This window comes from Desulfofustis glycolicus DSM 9705 (genome assembly GCF_900130015.1).
GTDB classification, from domain to species: Bacteria; Desulfobacterota; Desulfobulbia; order Desulfobulbales; family Desulfocapsaceae; genus Desulfofustis; species Desulfofustis glycolicus.
On the sequence record NZ_FQXS01000026.1, the window covers coordinates 20,445 to 38,221 of the forward strand.

The following is a 17,777-nucleotide window of genomic DNA, read 5'->3' on the forward strand; positions in this document are numbered from 1 at the left end:
TCCTCCCCTACGCCAGTGTCGTCAACAGCGCTCTGAGTTTTTCGACGTTCATGTCCTCGTAGAACTCGCCGTTGATCTGGACCACCGGCGCGCTGCCGCAATGCCCCAGGCATTCCACCTCTTCCAGGCTGAAGCGACCGTCGTCGCTGACCTGCCCCGGTCTGATACCTGCCTCATCGGCAAGGAAGTCGACGATTTCCTGCTTGTCGCGAAGATAACAGGACAGGGTTCGGCAGACACAGATATGGTAGGTGCCGACCGGCCGCAGATGGTACATGGTATAAAACGTGGCCAACTCGAAGACCTTGGCCGGGTAGGTGCCGACCCGCTCGGCGACGTACTCGATCGTCTCGGCACTGATCCAGCCCTGCTGCTGCTGGGCCAGCCACAGGGCCGGCATGATCATCGACTCCCGGATCGGGTAGCGCGCCGCCAACCGTTCGAACTCGGCATCGGTTTCTGCGTCGAAGGCAAATGACTTACCAGTAGCCAGCAATTGTGATCGGTCGCTCATCGATCCAGCTCCCCGCCAATGATATTGATACTTCCGAGGTTGATGACCGCATCGGCGATCATTTCCCCTTCTACCATGGTATGGAACCCGGCCATCGCATAGAAGCAGGGCGGACGGACCTTCAACTTGTAAGGGCGTCCCGATCCATCGGACACGAAGTAGAAGCCAAGCTCGCCGTTGGCCGCCTCGAAACTGTCGTACCACTCACCGGCCGACACCTTGACCCCTTCAAAGATCAGCTTGAAATGGTTGGCAAGCCCCTCGATGCGGTTGTACACCTGCTCTTTGGGGGGCAAAACGTAGCGATGGTCGAAAACGAAGATATCGCCGTCCGGGATCATCTTCATCGCCTGGCGGATGATCTTGATGCTCTCGAAGATCTCCTCGAAGCGAACCATAATCCGGTCGTAGATATCGCCGGTGCTGCCGACCGGGACGTTGAAATCGAAGGCGTCGTAATGGTAGTACGGATTGTCCTTGCGCAGGTCGAAGGCCACGCCGCTGGCCCGCAGGTTCGGGCCGGTGAACCCGTAAGAGAGCGCCGTTTCCGCCGGCAACAGGCAGGTACCCTGGGTCCGGTCGTGGACGATGCGATTTTGCAGGACGAGACTGAGAGAATCGTCGACCCCCTTTTCGATGGCCGCCAGCTGATGCTCCATGTCCGCTTCCCAGCCCTCGTAAAAATCACGGTACATACCGCCGATCCGGGTAAAGGAACTGGTGAGCCGGGCACCGGTCAATCTGCTGATCAGATCGTAGGAGGCTTCTTTCTCGTTATAGAGATACCAGTAGTTGGTCAAACCGCCCATGTCGACCAGATTGGCCGCCAGACAGACGAGATGATCCTGGATCCGGAAAAATTCGGAGAGGACCACCCGCATGAACATGGCGCGCTCGGTGATCTCCAGTCCGAGCCACGATTCAACCGCCTTGACATAGGCGATATTGTTGAGCAAGGCCGAACAGTAATTGAGCCGGTCGGTGAGCGGGATTACCTGATTGTAGGTCCGGTGTTCCGCCGTTTTTTCAAAACCCCGGTGCAGATAGCCGATCTCGTTGACGTTGGCCATGATGGTCTCGCCGTCCAGGGCGGTAAAGATCCTGATCGCGCCGTGCGTGGCCGGGTGGGACGGGCCCAGGTTAAGAAACATCATCTCGGTATTGATGTCGCGCATGGTGCTCTCATCGACACCTTTGGTGGCCAGCCGGGCCCTGATTTCCCGCTCCAGACTGTCGGTCTCAAAGCAGATCTGTCCCTGGCGGATGTCGTAATCCTTGCGCAGCGGATGCCCCTTGAACTGCCAGTGATTGAGAATCCGCCGCAGATCCGGGTGGCCGGTGAAGACGATGCCGTACTGGTCGTAGACCTCGCGCTCTGCCCAATCGGCGGCCCCCCAGATGGTGCTGACGCTGGGCAATCCCCGCTCCGGGTCGGCCACCTCGACGACCACCTGCAGCAGCCAGTTTCGGCTCCAGTTGCGCAACACGTAGACCACCTTGAACCGGGTCGACGTCTCTTCCGGGTAGGTGAGGTAATCGACGGCGGTAATGTCGAGCAGCATCGTAAACCCGAGGTCCGGATAGGTCTTGAGCCTCTCCATGGTCCGGACAAGCGTATCGGGAGCGACGTCCATGACAATACTGTCCAGAACCTGTCGACACCGGTTATCGGGAAACAATACCCCGAGTTTGTCTGTCAAGGTCTCATTCATGATCAGTCAAGGATCCCTTTAAAGTCTTTATGTCGGTCAACGAGCACGCTCTCGGTACGAATCTGCTCCTGGATCTTGATCAGGGCATCGAGTACCGCTTCCGGTCGTGGCGGACAGCCCGAGATATAGACATCAACCGGGATAACCGTGTCGATCCCCTGGACGGTGCAATAATTGTCATAGATCCCGCCGGAGCTGGCGCAAGCACCCATCGCGACAACCCATTTCGGCTCCGGCATCTGTTCATAGATCCGTTTCAGAATCGGGGCCTGCTTGTAACTGATGGTGCCGCAGACCAGCATCAGGTCCGCCTGGCGCGGAGAAAACCTGACGACTTCTGCACCGAATCGGGAAATATCATGCTGGCTCGCCGCCGCACTCATGAATTCGATGGCACAGCAGGCGGTCCCGAAGACCATCGGCCACAAGGAATATTGCCGTCCCCAGTTGACAATGGCATCGAGTTTGGTGGTAACGATCGAGTCTCCGAGACTCGCTTCAATTCCTAACGCCAATTGAGCACCCCCTTCTTGAGGATGTAAATCAAACCGGTGAGCAGCAGCAGGATAAAGACCGTCATCTCGGCGAAACCCAAGAATCCGAGTTCCCGCAGGCTCACCGCCCAGGGATACATGAATACCGCTTCGATATCGAAAATCAAAAAGAGGATGGCGAGCAGGTAGAACTTGACGCTGAATTTCTGGTCGGCCATACCGACCATGTGTTTGATACCGCTCTCGTAGGGATCATTCTTCGCCGCCCCCCCGGAACGGGGCCCGAAAATGACCGTCAATACCATCACCATTGGAATGCCCAGGGCCAGAGCAATAAAAATCGCTCCCGAGAGAATCACTTCCGTCGACATGAACATACCTCGTCTTCAGCTGAGCTGGGTCGTCTCCCGCCAGGAGACGATCGATACGAATCACCATGCAGAACTCCTCTCTGATACCAAGCTTGCCCTTTTCCTGTCAAGCACAACAAATCCATGTTTCCGGATACTTAGCCGCCAGCGAGCAACAATTACCTTGTGCAGTGCGAGCGATAACTTGTGCGGGTTGTGCTTAAAACCATCAAAGGTGGAGTTTGCGTCTCTCGACAACACAACGCTCTCGATATCTCTTGCGAGTCTTTTTTCCTCATTGAAACGAGGTGATGATCTAACTATCGACGGCAATGACGGTTTTCCCCGTCATGCCGCACCTGCACATTGCGCACAGCCCGCGAGTATTGATTGAGCCACACGCCACCACTGATCAGTAATACGTAACGACGCGTCAAGAAGAATTTATAATGGACGATTTAGTACTTGAAAGACAGTTGCTTACAAGAAATGACGAGATAGCTGGCGGCTGCCCGACCGACGCCTGAAACAACACACGTCCACGGATCAACGCTGCTGACCAGGCGGTCAAGGCGTCCACATGCGATCCTCAAGAATGTCAGGCAAATCGATAGCAAGACGAAAATCGCCGGTCGCCTGTCGCATTTAGAACACATCCACCAATCATGAAGAGAAAAAGTCGCGAAAAGAAGAGACCAGCCGGGTAATATCCTGCTTGTCGATATCGAGGTGGGTTACCAGACGGATGCGCTGGCCGCCCGCCAGCAGAATGCCTTGCTCCGCCATAGATGACTGCAACTCGCCCACCGCCTGCCGGGGAATGGTAAGAAATACCATATTGGTTTGTGCCGCATGGTAGTCAACGGAGCACTCCGTGATCTCGCTTAATCCGTCGGCCAACAGGCGGGCATGTTCGTGATCCTGCTGCAAACGGCGGTACTGGTGCTGCAGGGCAAAGATGCCGGCGGCGGCGATAATACCGGCCTGGCGCATGCCACCGCCGAGCATCTTGCGCCACCGTCGAGCCCGGGCAATGGTCTGTCGATCGCCGCACAGCACCGAGCCGATCGGCGCACCAAGCCCTTTCGAGAGACATACTGAAACAGTATCGAAATGACGGCTGATCTCGCTGACCTCGACAGCACACTTGATGGCCGCGTTGAAGATCCGCGCGCCGTCAAGATGCAGCTTCAGGCCGTAACGATCGGCACAGGCCCGGGCACGAGCCAGGTAATCAAGCGGCAGGGCCAATCCGCCCTGGGTGTTTTCCAGGCAGAGCAGCTTCGTTTTGGCAAAATGGAAATCATCGGGCTTGACGGCGGCGGCCACCCGCTCCAGATCAAGGGTGCCGTCTTGCTCGAAATCGAGCGGTTGCGGTTGGATCGACCCGAGAACTGCAGCGCCACCTCCTTCGTATTTATAGGTGTGGGCCAGCTGACCGACAATGTATTCATCGCCCCGCTGACAATGCGAAAGCAGCGCCAGCAGATTGGTCTGGGTACCGCTTGGCGCAAACAGGCCAGCTTCGCACGCCAGCATCGACGCGGTCAATTCTTCGAGCTCGTTGACAGTCGGATCTTCGCCATAGACGTCATCGCCCACCTCCGCTGCGGCCATGGCCTCCCGCATCGCCGGCGTCGGTTTGGTAACGGTATCGCTTCTCAGGTCGATATGTCGCATAGTCACACTCCTTCAGGATCCATATGTATGGTCGCTTCAATATTGAACCTGTCGCGCAGAGTCTGTTCAATCACGTGCACCCGATCATGGGCTTCCCGCAGGGTCAGGTCGGGAGCCATGGTCACGTGAAACGTCAGTTCGACATGGTCGCCGTAGCGGTGCAGATGATAGTGATGCGGCTGAATATCAGACCGCAGCTCATTGATGACTCCTTCAAGACGGGCGAGCAATTCTTTATCGGGCGGCTCGCCGATCAGCCTATCGACGGAATGCCGAAGGATATCATAGGCCGCATAGAAAATCATGACGGCAACGATAATCCCAAGCACCCCATCCATCCACCAAAACGAGCCGCCCAACAAAATCCCGACTAATACCACGACGGATGACAACGCATCGCTCCGATGATGCCAGCCGTCTGCCCGCAGCATCGGGTTGGCGGTGCGCCGACCGGCCCAGAAAGCAAACTGGGCGAGCGCCTCCTTGACAACGATCGAAATGATAGTGACCGCTATCGCGAATAATCCGTAGGACACGGAGATTCCCGACTGCAACTGGCCGATCGCCTTGACCACAAATTCCAGACCGATCATGGCGAGCATCACGCCGATCATCACCGAACAGATAAGGTCGGCCCGGCCATGGCCGAACGGGTGCTGGTTATCTGCCGGTTTCCTGCTGAATAGGGCACTGACCACGACGAGCAGCGAGCTGATCGAATCGGTCAGCGTGTGCCAGGCATCGGCGGTCAGTGCCACCGACCCGGTTACCAGTCCGACCCAGAGCTTTAACACGAACAGTAAGCCGTTGCCGAGAATCGACAGCCAGCCTTCGGTCATGGCAAGGTTGGTGTGCCGTTGCCGAACGCTTGTTGATGAGGGCATTTCAGGTGTCGTCATCGTTACGCAAGGTTCAATGAACAATCGCCCGAAATGCCGCAACGACATCAGGATCGAAATGAGAGCCGGAATGGTCCGCTATGTAATCAAGGACCGCCGTTCGCGACCAACTTGGTCGATACGGTCGCACCGAACTCAATGCGTCATACACATCGGCAACGGCGAGGATCCGCGCCGACAGATCGATCTGCTTGCCGGCAAGTTTCAGGGGGTAGCCGGAGCCATCGAAGCGTTCATGGTGCTGCAGGACCATCGGCAGAATATCCTGATAGGCCTCGATCGGCTCGAGGATCTTGACGCCGATTTCCGGATGGGTCATGATTTCCTTGTATTCGGCATCGGTCAAACGCGACGGCTTGTCAAGGATCGCCTTGCCAACACCGATCTTGCCGATATCGTGTAACAGGCCGCCACGATTCAGTCTTACCACTTCCGCCTCGCTCAATCCGAGCTTGCCGGCAATCATGCCCGCCAGCATCGATACCCGTTCGGAATGACCGGCCGTCCATTTCGATTTGGCGTCAACTGTTCGCGCCAGCGCCTCAATGGTTCCCGTCGCCAGTTTTTCCAGGTTTTCCACCAACTCGGAATTGGACAGGGCGATCGATAGCTGATCAGCCAATTGCCGAAGCTGCCTCATCTCCCCTTCATCATAGACCTTCGGCTGGCGATGACCGAGAATTATAATGCCCTTGGCCTGATCATCCTTGAACAATGCCACCGAGATGATCGTCCCTTCCTCATACCGTTCAAGCACGGAAATCCGCTCGATACCAGCCAACCCACGCGGCCAGACAAACGGTTCCGGGCTTTGGAAAAGGACGCCTTTTCGGCCTTCGGAAACGGTCACATGTTCCACCGTGGATTCCGGCACTTCCTCCGAGAGAATATGGCTTTTCAGGTAGTGTTCCGAACGGCCGACCACCAGGCCGAGCACCACCGTTTCGCAGGCAAAAAACTGTTTGAGCATGGGCAAAGCGGCCGCGATGATATCGGGCAGGGTTATCGAGCTCAGAATCGCCCGATCGATTTTATCGATAGTTTCCAGGGCCGCGAATTGTTTTCCGAGTTGGCGCGACATGACATTGAACGACTGGGCCAGCTCCTCGAATTCATCACCGCTGGCCAGGGATATCTCACTGGTGAAATCCTTTGCGGCGATCTGCCGGGTACGTTTCTGCAATTCACCGAGCGGGGCGAATCCCCTGCGAATCAGGAGCAAGGAGACAAAGAGGATCAGCCAGAGGCCAAGGAGAATGGCCAGAAACAGATTCCGTTTAAAATCCTTCAGGGTCGCCAGCAGATACTCCTCGGACTGGCTCAGGACAACGGTCCAGGACCCGGCACCGAATCTCGATTCGAGAAACAAGTTCCAGCGTCCGGCATAATAGCGCCGGTCATCATGGAGGTACTCGAATTGCCGCTGATTTTCCTCGCTATCCTGGGGAAGATCCGCCAGACTTCCGCCGGGAGCAGCATAGGTGCCGACCAATGCGCTACCGCTCTCATCGTAAACCGCCAATTCGGTCGCCGTCGGCAGCAACGGCACCGATCCGATCCCCCACAGATAGGCAACGTTCACCTTGGCCACCAAATAGCCCCGCAGTTCCCGGTCCATATTCACCGGCAACGACAGATAGATCGGCACAGGGTGGGCTTCGCCGCGAACGGCGTAAATCTCCAGCTTATTGGAGCGCGTCGACAGCAGCGACATCATCTTCTCATCGATCGGCAACCCGTTACTATCGATGAAGACCTGCAGCTCTCCGGTGGGTGTCAACAACACGATGGAATCGAACAGTTCCGAGATTTCCGGAAAACTATCCCGCATCTGCACCGCCCTGTCCACCCCTTCCATTTCGATCAGGCGGGCAAAAAAGGCCAACTGGTCACTGACCCTGATGAGTCGCTCATACAAGGACAACCCGTACGTTTTCGTTTCTCTGATCAGTTTCTTGACACTCTGGTCTACCAGCTGGCCGCTGACCCGATCGTAGGAAACAAAGAGCAGCACAAAAGTGGGCAGAAAAGCGCAGACCATAAAGAGCAGTACGAATTTGCGTGATAGTTTGCTTTTACCAAGAAAGTGTTTCATCGTCGTCACGGCGCTCAATAATCGGAGACCCAGCCGAAATACCCGCCGTCGGCGGCCCGGACGATATCGTCCCTGCTGGCTTTGGCGGTAAACGGTTTCTGGCTTTGACCATCCGGACCCATACTGTAGAGGTCGTAATCGGAATTGACCGGGACCAGAGAGTGGTCTTTGCGCATGTCTCCCACTTTCGTCTGGTCCTTCTTCGGCAAGCTCGGATCCCGATTGATATTCAGATACTGATACGGATTTCCCCACGGGTCCCGCAAGCCGCCAAGTCCGACATCCGCCAGCGAATCCGGGTGATCTGCATGATCTGCCGCATAAGCGTCCAGAACGGTGCTGATCATGCGCAAGGTCTGGATTGCATCCACATAGCGCGCCCGCTCACGATAGCCAATAAAATTGGGGATGGCAATGGCCGCCAAGGTGCCGATAATGGCAATGACGATGAAAAGCTCGAGGAGGGTGAACCCCTGGCTGAAGCGATGCCGCCGCCGAAAAAGGATCATGGAGCGATTCTATCACGACGGGAAAGAGAAATGAAAATGATTCATACATCAGGAGCCTTTTGCAAAACTTAGATTTTTGTTCAAAGTCAAGGCATGCGAAAAATTTTACCACAGGCATATAAACGATATTCCGAGGATAAAATTTTGAGCATAACGCAGAGTTTGAGCGAAAAGATTGTTTTGCAAATGGCTCATCAGGTCACAAATTTAGAGCCGTATCCGGGGTGCCTACAAGCCGTCAATACTGGTTCCAGATCGTATAACCCTGTTGCTCAAACGAGCGGATACACTCCTGGTATTTTTCATAGGAGCTGTCCGTTCGCCAGGCGTCAACGGTACATTCCTGTATTTCACCGGTACTGCGGTCCAGCAGAAGTGTTCGTGAATGCTTCTCGCTGAAGGACGCACAACCGGCAAGACAAAGGAGCAAAAAAAGAACGGGGAGCTTTGCCATGTCGCCAACCTCTTTCCAGGTGATCGATCGTCGGTCGATCCTGACGTTTTTCGTCGAAAGGACAGCTATCAGCACGGTGTTATAAAGAGACAGGCAGGCCTGTCAAGTCTTTTCCTGCCATGCGGAAAGGCTCCCCCAGGGGCCACGGACCGGCGACGGCCGGTGCCGGTCCGTGGCGGGCAGATACACGCGCACATCAGCCAGCATCTTCACGGCCCGCTGTCCAGAAAAACGATCTCTCCGAGTTCCGGGCGCAGATACCGTTCCTCCGGCAGGCCGCGCGCCGCGATGATGCGGTCCAAATCAAGGCGCGGATAGCCCGCCGGTTCGTCGCCGAGTCGAAACGTCCCCCACTGTGTCGGCACGAATACGCGCGCCCCCAGATCGGCAAAGGCCTGCACCGCTTCCTCGCCGTTGAGGTGAGGGTAGTGCATGAACCAGCGGGGATGGTAGGCGGTGGTCGGCAGCAGGGCGTAATCGATATCCGCAAAGACTCTGCCAAACTCCCGGTAACCGACAAAATAGCCGCTGTCGCCACCGAAATAGACGACGGTCTTGCCGGAACGGATCAAAAAGCTGGCCCATAGCGACGTATTGCGCCCGACGCCCAACCGAAGCGACCAGTGCTGAGCCGGCAGGCAGACCAGCTCGGCGCCATCGACACCCCGGCGCTGCCACCAGTCAAGTTCGACCACCTCGCCTCCATGCAGCGACTCGATCAGTTTCCGTATCCCAAGCGGCACGAAAAACCGGGCGTGCTCCGGCAGCCTCTCAATCGTATCGCTGTCCAGGTGATCGTAGTGATTGTGCGAAATAATGACATTGAGCGGCCCGTCGAGGACGGCCACGTCCTCTTTGCGCAACGCGGGTTCGGTCAACCGTTTGGGGAGCAGTGCCCGCTGGGAAAGCATCGGGTCGGTCAGCCACCAGCTGCCGTCAAGGCGCAGCAGAAATGTGCCGTGACCGATCCAGACCAGGATATCGCGCCCCGCCGGCAGCTGTGCAAGCCGTTGCGCCAGGTCGGGGATCAGCCGGGGCAGATAGCTTTCTTCCGGCGGGGTGTAAGTCCCCGCGCGGGTAAGCCGCCACCTGAGTACGCTCAGCAAACCGCGCCGCTCTTCGGGCATCCAGGGGTTGAAAAACCGGCCTTCCTGTTGGTGGGCCGCGTACAGGTCCGCCGGATCCTGGCGAGCGACTTCCTGTTGCCACTGCCGCTCGGAAAAGGGCGGCGGGGTAAACAGGCAGGATGCGCAGAGCACCAGCGGCAGGACAAACGATAAAAACCGTAAGCTTAAAAAGCATCTGCCCGGAAAGACGGGACTTTCCGGTTTGCTCAACAGTATCATCGCGCAGTGGCGATCATCGGCTGGCGCCGCTTTCAACCAGTGCCGCGGCGGTTTTTTTCAGGAGCCAGCCGATGACAATAAGACCACCGAGCAGAACAACCAGGAAAAAAATCAGCGGAGAATATTGGGGAACGACCGCCAACTGATCGAGACGAAAGACTTCAGCCAGATAATCGCTGCGCAACCAGGCCCGCATAAAGCTCATCAAGTAAACGAGCAACACCACTGAGCCGACCGTTACTGCCAGCCGCCGCCGATACGCAGCAACGAGAATAACGACGATCACCAGCAGAGCCAGCGAGAAAACGGCAGTGGCCCCACGATTGCCCCCCATGAACAGTAGCATCGTGTCTCGCTCCTGTGAGAGCAGGTACCACACGCCAAGACAGATATTGACCAACGTCAGGCGAAAAAAGACCTTCATTCCGACATCCCGCGCATGCGCCGCCAATTCACCGTCCTGTTCGGAACGAAACTGACCGACCAGTGCGACGAACAGGCCGCCAACGGCAAGCGCGCCGGTCACCATATGCAGGTAACGGGGCGGAAAGACCTCTTCTCCGGAGGCGAGCATCGTGCCGGCGCGATGCTGAAAATATCCGGCAAACGCTTCGGGCAGCGACATCAGTAACATATTGTTGACGAAAAAATAGGCGATGGTCAGCAACATCAGCAAAACCGCCAGACCGATCCACTTACCCGCACCGCCGAGACGGGAGAACTTGAAATCATAGAGATACGCGCCATAGTAGGCAACGATGAGCAGCGGTACGATAGAGATCCAGAACAGTCCCATCAAGATCGAGCTGGTGTACATGAACTGGCCGTAGAGCACCTGGAGAAACAGCAAGGGGGCCACCCCGAAGTTAACGGCAAAGGCGATAACCAACGGCAGGGCGACTGCCAGCCGATGAGCCAGGCGATCACGAACGGAGCCTCCGATAAACTGCTGACCGACCCCGACAGCAAGGCCACCGAGCATCGCGTTCATCGCCAGCAGGTGCAGCGGAAAAGTGAGCAGCAAAAAGAACTGGAACCATCCCCAGGCAACCGGGATGGTGTCGGCGGCGGGAATATACAGGGTAGCCATCACGGGTTCCTCCCAAGGTCGATCAGGTAATCGGTCAGCGCGTCTTTTTCATCGGCGGTGCCGTCATAGGGCGGCATCTCCTCGGATATCGCTTGGAGATCGTCCAGCGCCGCACGCACCGCCCCTCGCTCCCAGGATTCCAGCACCGCCGCCACGTCTTCCGGGGCGTGGCAGACGGCGCAGTTATCGGCAAACAACATCTCGCCGTCGGGTGTGGCAGGCGCCACCGCCTCCTCGCCGCCCGACGGGACACGCAGAAAGGCCGCCAGCGCCACCGCCTCGGAACCACTGCCGCTAAATGGCTCCATCTCCGTCGAAATCTCGTCCAGCCGGCCGAGCAAATCGACAATTTCCCCGGTCGGCAGCCCTCCGAGGCTCTCCGTCAGATCCTCTGGCGCATGACAGGCGGCGCACTGGGCGTCGAATAGCTGTTCACCCGCGTTTTCCGTTCCAGCAGGTGCCTCTTCCTTGCCGTGCCAGCTGCCGACCAGATAGGCGGCCAGCGCATCCGCCTCCGCATCGGTGCCGGCAAACGGCGGCATAAAATAGCGAACCTCGTGAATCCGCTTGATATAGGAACTCATCGCCGGATAGCTCATCCGCGCGGTCTGCGCTTTCAGGTCGTTGTTCCAGCCGCCGGCAGTATGGCAGGCGTAGCATTGCTGGATAAACAGTTCCTCGCCGGCAGTCGGCCGGCTCTGGTCGGTCAACTGCCGGTCTTCGACCCAGACAGCCGTCTGCAGGTACCCCTGCTCGGTGATACGCTCCAGCTCTTCTTTTTTGATCATGTTGGAATAGATGACTTCGTTGATCGCATACGGTCGCCTGGCCGCCTCCCTGATCCACTCAAACGAGCCGATGGTGATCAGACCGCAGACCATCGCCAGTGCGGCGACCGACCGCAGATTCAGGGCCGGCCGGACAATACCGGCAACCAAGGTGATGACAAGCAAGGCGACGGCTCCAACAGCACCCCACTGCGCCGCCGCGGCAATGGTCGGCGATGTGCCGAAAACCAGTTTCTGGGCCGGCTCGGGTAGCACGACCACATACCACCAGGCAAACGGCAGAGCGGCAACCAATGCGCCGAGTGCCCATTTCCCGGAAAACCGGGTCATCGTCAGGCGCACCTCACGCTGCTGGCAAAACGATGCGGTCAGATAACCATAGACCCCGGCCAGCATCAGCGCGATAAAGGTTCGCAGACCAAGCGACGGCCAGAAGCTGGGGTTGAAAAAGCCGTTCCAGAAGTTGCCGTTTTCCAGCCACGAACCAGGGGTCAACATGAACCCGATGATACCGTTGATCAGGAAGAGCGACATCCAGGCACTGATGAAATAGACCCAGCCGACCTTGAGGTGAGTCGCCGGATTCATTTTGCCGAACATGTAGAAGTAGACGAAGGCGGCAACGATCTCAACAAGGAAGAAGACCCATTCAACGGCCCAGCCGAAAACGAAGATGTGAATAAGCAGCGAAGTGGCGGCCGGATTGACCAGGGCAATGATGAACCAGATCCCGACCCCGGTGATCGAACCGAAGACCAGGGTCAGCAGCAGGAAGAAGCGCGCGTGCCGTTTGGTAAAGGCCAGAATGCCGTCATTGTGTTCGCGAAGACCTTTTTTTTCGGCATAGATGAGATACAGGCCGCCGCCCACGGCAAAATGCGAGACAAAGACGTGCAGCACCGCGATCAGCGCAATGAGCAACCCTCCGCCGATCTCGGGCAAATACCAGACGGGATAGTTCATAACGATACCCTGTGATGGGAACCTTGAAAAATTGTCATTCCGCCCAATCTCATCGTTGCGCAATCAAATTTTATCCTCGGAATATCATGTATATGCCTGCGGTAAAATTTTCTTGTGCGCCTCGATTTTGAACGAAATACCGAATTTTTCAAGCTCCCCTGGTGTTTTTTGTCACGGCCGCACCTTCCGCCCCGATCGGCACGCCGCCCGCGTGACTACGCCGCCGGCCCTGTTTTGAGCAAATGTACAAAATTTGAGAACCGTTTTCAAGAAAGACTCTGTTCGATCGGCCGGGGAACTTGTCACGCCGCAAGCAAAGCTGGGGCGGTCTCTTCAGCGGCCGGCTTGCACCGGGTTGCGCAGCACACCGATACCCTCTATTTCCACCTCGACCACATCGCCGGGTGTAATCGGGCCGACACCGCTCGGCGTGCCGGTGACGACGATGTCCCCTGCTTCCAGGGTAAAGTTGCGCGAAATAAAAGCCACAATGGCCGGAATCGGGAATATCATTTCCCGTGTATTGGATTCCTGTACCACGCCCCCGTTAAGACGGCAGGAGATGGCGAGATTCTGCGGATCGCCGATCTCCTCGGCGCGAACGATCCGTGGCCCGATCGGCCCGAAGGTATCGAGCGACTTGCCGCGAAACCAGCCGGCCTTTTCATGCTTCTGGAAATTACGCTGGCTCACGTCGTTGAAACAGGTATAGCCGAAAATATGCTCACCAACCGCAGACTCGGGAATATCCTTGCCGCGCTTGCCGATGATCAACGCCAACTCGGCCTCGTAATCGGTGCGGCAGGTGCGGAAACCATAGGTCTCGAGAAAGGCGGGCAGGATAATCGGCTGATCGGGACCGATCAACGTGTTGGGCGTCTTGGCAAAAAGGATCGGCTCCGCCGGTTCCTCGTCCTTGAAACGAAGGACCTCGGCCAGCGCACTTTCCTTGATATGGTCCCGATAATTCAGGCCCAGGCAGATAATTTTCTGCGGACGCACCTCGTATTCACTTCCATTGCTCACCGGCAACCTGATACTCATAGGTAACTCCTCGTTATATTGATAATAAATGCCAATTCACAAGCGACAGAAAACGCTTGCCCGCCAGGGCCGTCTCAGCTACTGTGAGATTCTTGATTACCATGACTACCCAAATCCGGAAAAAATGTAAACGGACTCCTGAGCGCCATGAAAAAGATCCTGACGACACTGCTTCTCTGCATCATCTGGTTGGGCCATGCGACGGCTGCGGAAGAGAACCTCAATTACCACCTGGTGACACTCCAGGCCCAGGCGGCCGACACCGTCGACAACGACCTCCTCGCGGTCACCATGACAGCGGTCGCCGAAGCCAACACCGCGGCGGAGGCAGCCGATACGGTCAACGAAACGATGGTTCGAGCCGCCGCGCTCATCGGTGAAATCGACGATATCTCCTACCAAACGATGAATTACCAGACCACGCCGCGTCACCAGAACCGCGCCATCATCGGCTGGTCGGCCAGCCAGCAGATCAGCCTGAAAAGCAAAGATATCGAAACGTTGACTGCCTTGGTCGGCAAGCTTCAGAAACTCCTCAACGTCTCGGCCATGCAGTTCGAGGTCGGCCCCGAACGTCGCAAAAAGGCCCATGACCGCCTGATCACCGAAGCGTTGACAGCCTTTTCCGAAAAAGCCCGGCTGGTCACTGCGGCCCTGGGCGCCAAAGACTTTCGCCTGGTCAACCTGACCATCGACGAGGACGGGATAGCCCCTCTGCGCCGGGACTTCGGCATGGAGATGGCCCTGTCCCGCGCTGCCGCTCCCGAAGTCGCTGCCGGAGAGTCCCGCGTCAGCGTTACCGTTCGAGGCAGCATTCAATTGAGCTTTTGATCGGTGCCGACATCATCTCGCTGTGCCACGATGTGCCGACCCGGCCGAATCATTCGACCGCGAAGAGCTCCTGCTTGCCACGATCCGGCGGCATGCTTATTGAGAAAGAAGGCCTTTTGATAATCTTTCCCAGCGAGTCATTGCCATGTCATCAGTCGTTACCGCCGATCCCCTCGAAACCCTTACCTTTGACAACCGTTTCGTCAACACCCTTCCTGCTGACCCGGAGCATCGCAATAATCGCCGGGAAGTGCGCAACGCTTGCTATTCCCTCGTCGAGCCGACACCGGTTGCCAAGCCCCACGTGCTCAGCTATTCTCCGGAGGCCTCAGCGCTGCTCGACCTCACCGAGGAGCAGTGTCGAACGCCGTCTTTTGCTGAGATCCTGGCCGGCAATCGGCTGCTGCCCGGCATGCAGCCCTTCGCGATGCGCTATGGCGGTCATCAATTCGGCTCCTGGGCCGGGCAGCTCGGCGACGGCCGGGCCATCAATCTCGGTGAAATTGTCAATCGACGTGGCCGGCGCTGGACGCTGCAACTCAAGGGTGCCGGCCCGACGCCTTACTCCCGGCGGGCCGACGGACTTGCCGTGCTTCGTTCATCGCTGCGCGAATTTATCTGCAGCGAAGCGATGCACCACCTCGGCATCCCGACGACCCGGGCCCTGAGCCTGGTGACGACCGGCGAGCAGGTCCTGCGCGATATGTTTTACGACGGCCATCCGTGCCATGAGCCGGGGGCGGTGGTCTGCCGACTGGCCCCTTCCTTTCTTCGTTTCGGAAATTTCGAAATCCACACCGCCACCGGCGAGATCGAGCTGCTCAGGCAACTGGTCGACTACTCTCTGGTCACCGACTTTGCCGACCTCTCCGCCAAACCGGGGCCAGACGGTTATCTGGCCTGGTTCAGCGAGATCTGCCGGCGGACCGGTGAGCTGGTCGTCCATTGGATGCGCGTCGGCTTCGTGCATGGAGTGCTCAATACCGACAACATGTCGATTCTCGGCCTGACCATCGACTACGGTCCGTACGGCTGGCTGGAAGACTACGACCCGTCCTGGACCCCGAACACCACCGATGCCCAGGGGCGACGATATTGTTACGGCAACCAGCCACAAATTGCCTTGTGGAACCTGGTGCAACTGGCCAACGCCATCTATCCGCTGATCGAAGAGTCGGAACCGCTACAGGCGGCACTGGACGTCTACCGGAAAACGTTCCAGCGCGGCTGGCGCCAGGCGCTCGCCGACAAGCTCGGGCTAACCGGCCGCGAAGATGGCGACGATAGCCTGATGCAGCGAACTCTCGAACTGCTGGCGGAGCAGCATCTTGACATGACCATCTTTTTTCGCCGGCTCGCCGACCTGCCGGCAGACCCCTCGATCCCGATCGATTTCCCCAGTTTTTTCGCCGATGCCTACTATCAAAACGCGACCGGCGAGCCCGGCCAGGCACCGCTCAATGACTGGCTGTCGGCCTACCGGACCCGGATCGGTACAGCGAACGGAGACGATCAGCAACACCGCCGGACAATGATGAACCGGGTCAACCCGAAATACGTGTTTCGCAACTACCTGGCCCAATTGGCCATCGAGCAGGCCGAACAGGGTGATGCATCTCTGATCGAGGAACTGCTCGAGGTATTGCGCCGGCCATACGATGAACAACCCGGAAAAGAGAAGTTCGCACAGCGCCGTCCGGAATGGGCCCGCAACCGAGCGGGCTGCTCGATGCTTTCCTGCAGTTCCTGAGAAACGAACCGCATTACAGGGGAGCCTGAAAAATTCGGAATTTCGTTCAAGATCGAGGCGCCGTTCAAAATAGAGACGTGCAAGAAAATTTTACCACAGGCATATACATGATATTCCGAGAATAAAATTTAATTGCGCAACGATGAGATTGGGCGAAATAACAATTTTTCAAGGTTCCCTACAGCAGCAACGCCACCGAGAGCGCCCCAAAGGACAGCAGCGTCGAAACGACGATGGCCGCCGAGGCCAGCTCGGTATCGCTGTTGAGCTGAGAGGAAAGCACATAGATGGCGGTCGACGTCGGCAGGCAGAAAAAAATCATGCCGGTCTGAAAGGGCACGCCCTCCACCTCAAAGAGACGATACAGCAGATATCCGATCAGCGGCAGCAGGCCGAGTTTACAGACAGCGGCCAGCAGCGACAGCGGCAGATAACGATACACTCCCGTGAACGACAACCCGCCGCCGATCGAAATCAGGGCAAGCGGCAGCGTTACCATCGACATTAATTGTAATGAATTATTGACAAATTGCGGGAATTCTCCAACCAGCCGGGCGTAGACGATGCCCAGCACACAACCGACTATCAACGGATTGGCTACGAGGGCCCGGGTCACGATGCGGGCCTTTTCACGCCCGCTTGCCGCCACACCGGAATGCCAGATCAAATGAGAGACGGCACAGACATTGATCAACGGAATGACAAGAGCGATCAGCACTCCGTAATAGGCGATGCCTTCCGCTCCGAGACTGTTGAGGATCACCGCCACACCGATATAGGTGTTGAACCGGTAACAGCTCTGGGAAAAAGAGCCGGCCTGAAAAGGGGCGACCGGCAGGACCCTGATGATCAGCATGCTGATCAGAACCATGAGAACCACCGCCAACAGGGTGGTCCCGACAAACAGCCACTGGCTGCCGGCTCCCAATTGTGCGCTGCCGATCTTCCAGAACAGCATGAGCGGAAAGAAGATATAGTAGACCAACCGGTCCGCCGTCTTCAGGAAGTGATGATCAGTCAACTCCAGGCGACGCAGCAGACCGCCCAGGAAGAGCAGGGAAAAGATGGGAAACAGTGCGTTGAGAATAATCACGAGATGGCATGTCCGATAATGGTGTGCTTCGACAGCGGTCGATGAACGAGTATCGGCCGCCTCATTTGGAAGGGTATTGTACTACGTCGTTTTCAGCGAGAAAACATGATATTGCTGCCGTTGCAGAGGAAAACCGCCCGGGCTTCATTTCACTACACCCGGCGC

At 57.2% G+C, this 17,777-nt stretch carries 16 protein-coding genes; 2 read left to right on the forward strand and 14 right to left on the reverse strand.

Annotation, left to right across the window (positions count from 1 at the left end):
- Positions 1-7: 7 nt before the first annotated feature.
- The 13 genes from BUC26_RS17505 to BUC26_RS17565 form a co-directional block, all read right to left on the reverse strand.
- Entirely contained in the window at positions 8-514 is a 507-nt protein-coding gene (locus BUC26_RS17505) for an NADH-quinone oxidoreductase subunit NuoE family protein (protein ID WP_073378102.1), read from the reverse strand.
- On the reverse strand, positions 511-2,148 hold the full coding sequence (locus BUC26_RS17510) for an NADH-quinone oxidoreductase subunit D (protein ID WP_073378159.1): 1,638 nt from the start codon (positions 2,146-2,148) through the stop codon (positions 511-513). Before BUC26_RS17510 ends, BUC26_RS17505 begins: the two co-directional genes overlap by 4 nt.
- An 80-nt stretch (positions 2,149-2,228) precedes the next feature.
- On the reverse strand, positions 2,229-2,741 hold the full coding sequence (locus BUC26_RS17515) for an NADH-quinone oxidoreductase subunit B (RefSeq protein WP_073378104.1): 513 nt from the start codon (positions 2,739-2,741) through the stop codon (positions 2,229-2,231).
- Positions 2,732-3,091, reverse strand: coding sequence for an NADH-quinone oxidoreductase subunit A (gene ndhC / locus BUC26_RS17520; protein ID WP_073378161.1), 360 nt, complete (start codon positions 3,089-3,091; stop codon positions 2,732-2,734). The genes BUC26_RS17515 and ndhC overlap by 10 nt, the downstream gene beginning before the upstream one ends.
- Before the next feature lie 642 nt (positions 3,092-3,733).
- Positions 3,734-4,750, reverse strand: a complete 1,017-nt coding sequence (ltaE, locus tag BUC26_RS17525; protein WP_073378106.1) for a low-specificity L-threonine aldolase — start codon at positions 4,748-4,750, stop codon at positions 3,734-3,736.
- A gap of 2 nt (positions 4,751-4,752) precedes the next feature.
- Positions 4,753-5,634 (reverse strand): cation diffusion facilitator family transporter, encoded by an 882-nt coding sequence (locus tag BUC26_RS17530; RefSeq protein WP_073378108.1) that lies wholly within the window; start codon positions 5,632-5,634, stop codon positions 4,753-4,755.
- Between the two features lie 28 nt (positions 5,635-5,662).
- A complete protein-coding gene (locus tag BUC26_RS17535) occupies positions 5,663-7,744 on the reverse strand; it encodes an HD domain-containing phosphohydrolase (RefSeq protein WP_073378109.1) in 2,082 nt (693 codons plus the stop codon).
- Positions 7,745-7,758: 14 nt separating this feature from the next.
- Positions 7,759-8,253: a prepilin-type N-terminal cleavage/methylation domain-containing protein gene (locus BUC26_RS17540; RefSeq protein ID WP_073378111.1), complete on the reverse strand. Its 495-nt coding sequence runs from the start codon at positions 8,251-8,253 to the stop codon at positions 7,759-7,761.
- 238 nt (positions 8,254-8,491) lie between these two features.
- Entirely contained in the window at positions 8,492-8,707 is a 216-nt protein-coding gene (locus tag BUC26_RS17545) for a hypothetical protein (protein WP_073378113.1), read from the reverse strand.
- Between the two features lie 209 nt (positions 8,708-8,916).
- Entirely contained in the window at positions 8,917-10,044 is a 1,128-nt protein-coding gene (locus BUC26_RS17550) for an MBL fold metallo-hydrolase (protein ID WP_244155893.1), read from the reverse strand.
- A gap of 22 nt (positions 10,045-10,066) precedes the next feature.
- Entirely contained in the window at positions 10,067-11,143 is a 1,077-nt protein-coding gene (locus tag BUC26_RS17555; protein ID WP_073378114.1) for a hypothetical protein, read from the reverse strand.
- Positions 11,143-12,894: a c-type cytochrome gene (locus tag BUC26_RS17560; protein WP_073378116.1), complete on the reverse strand. Its 1,752-nt coding sequence runs from the start codon at positions 12,892-12,894 to the stop codon at positions 11,143-11,145. Before BUC26_RS17560 ends, BUC26_RS17555 begins: the two co-directional genes overlap by 1 nt.
- A gap of 333 nt (positions 12,895-13,227) precedes the next feature.
- A complete protein-coding gene (locus BUC26_RS17565; RefSeq protein ID WP_073378118.1) occupies positions 13,228-13,938 on the reverse strand; it encodes a fumarylacetoacetate hydrolase family protein in 711 nt (236 codons plus the stop codon).
- Between the two features lie 147 nt (positions 13,939-14,085).
- Between BUC26_RS17565 and BUC26_RS17570 the strand changes: the two genes are divergently transcribed.
- Both BUC26_RS17570 and BUC26_RS17575 read left to right on the forward strand, forming a co-directional pair.
- On the forward strand, positions 14,086-14,769 hold the full coding sequence (locus BUC26_RS17570; protein WP_073378119.1) for an SIMPL domain-containing protein: 684 nt from the start codon (positions 14,086-14,088) through the stop codon (positions 14,767-14,769).
- Positions 14,770-14,914: 145 nt separating this feature from the next.
- Positions 14,915-16,519 carry a protein adenylyltransferase SelO gene (locus tag BUC26_RS17575; protein ID WP_073378121.1) on the forward strand — a complete coding sequence of 535 codons (1,605 nt, stop codon included), beginning with the start codon at positions 14,915-14,917 and terminating at the stop codon, positions 16,517-16,519.
- A gap of 178 nt (positions 16,520-16,697) precedes the next feature.
- On the opposite strand, the gene BUC26_RS17580 is transcribed toward BUC26_RS17575, so the two are convergent.
- Positions 16,698-17,612: an AEC family transporter gene (locus tag BUC26_RS17580; protein ID WP_073378123.1), complete on the reverse strand. Its 915-nt coding sequence runs from the start codon at positions 17,610-17,612 to the stop codon at positions 16,698-16,700.
- Positions 17,613-17,777: the final 165 nt, after the last annotated feature.

What these genes read in the sequence shown, in the direction of transcription:
- BUC26_RS17540 (WP_073378111.1), bottom strand. Translation starts at nt 8,253, where the DNA reads ATGATCCTTTTTCGGCGGCGGCATCGCTTCAGCCAGGGGTTCACCCTC.
- BUC26_RS17530 (WP_073378108.1), bottom strand. Translation starts at nt 5,634, where the DNA reads ATGCCCTCATCAACAAGCGTTCGGCAACGGCACACCAACCTTGCCATG.
- BUC26_RS17505 (WP_073378102.1), bottom strand. Translation starts at nt 514, where the DNA reads ATGAGCGACCGATCACAATTGCTGGCTACTGGTAAGTCATTTGCCTTC.
- ndhC (WP_073378161.1), bottom strand. Translation starts at nt 3,091, where the DNA reads ATGTCGACGGAAGTGATTCTCTCGGGAGCGATTTTTATTGCTCTGGCC.
- BUC26_RS17545 (WP_073378113.1), bottom strand. Translation starts at nt 8,707, where the DNA reads ATGGCAAAGCTCCCCGTTCTTTTTTTGCTCCTTTGTCTTGCCGGTTGT.
- BUC26_RS17575 (WP_073378121.1), top strand. Translation starts at nt 14,915, where the DNA reads ATGTCATCAGTCGTTACCGCCGATCCCCTCGAAACCCTTACCTTTGAC.
- ltaE (WP_073378106.1), bottom strand. Translation starts at nt 4,750, where the DNA reads ATGCGACATATCGACCTGAGAAGCGATACCGTTACCAAACCGACGCCG.
- BUC26_RS17510 (WP_073378159.1), bottom strand. Translation starts at nt 2,148, where the DNA reads ATGGACGTCGCTCCCGATACGCTTGTCCGGACCATGGAGAGGCTCAAG.
- BUC26_RS17535 (WP_073378109.1), bottom strand. Translation starts at nt 7,744, where the DNA reads ATGAAACACTTTCTTGGTAAAAGCAAACTATCACGCAAATTCGTACTG.
- BUC26_RS17570 (WP_073378119.1), top strand. Translation starts at nt 14,086, where the DNA reads ATGAAAAAGATCCTGACGACACTGCTTCTCTGCATCATCTGGTTGGGC.
- BUC26_RS17555 (WP_073378114.1), bottom strand. Translation starts at nt 11,143, where the DNA reads ATGGCTACCCTGTATATTCCCGCCGCCGACACCATCCCGGTTGCCTGG.
- BUC26_RS17565 (WP_073378118.1), bottom strand. Translation starts at nt 13,938, where the DNA reads ATGAGTATCAGGTTGCCGGTGAGCAATGGAAGTGAATACGAGGTGCGT.
- BUC26_RS17560 (WP_073378116.1), bottom strand. Translation starts at nt 12,894, where the DNA reads ATGAACTATCCCGTCTGGTATTTGCCCGAGATCGGCGGAGGGTTGCTC.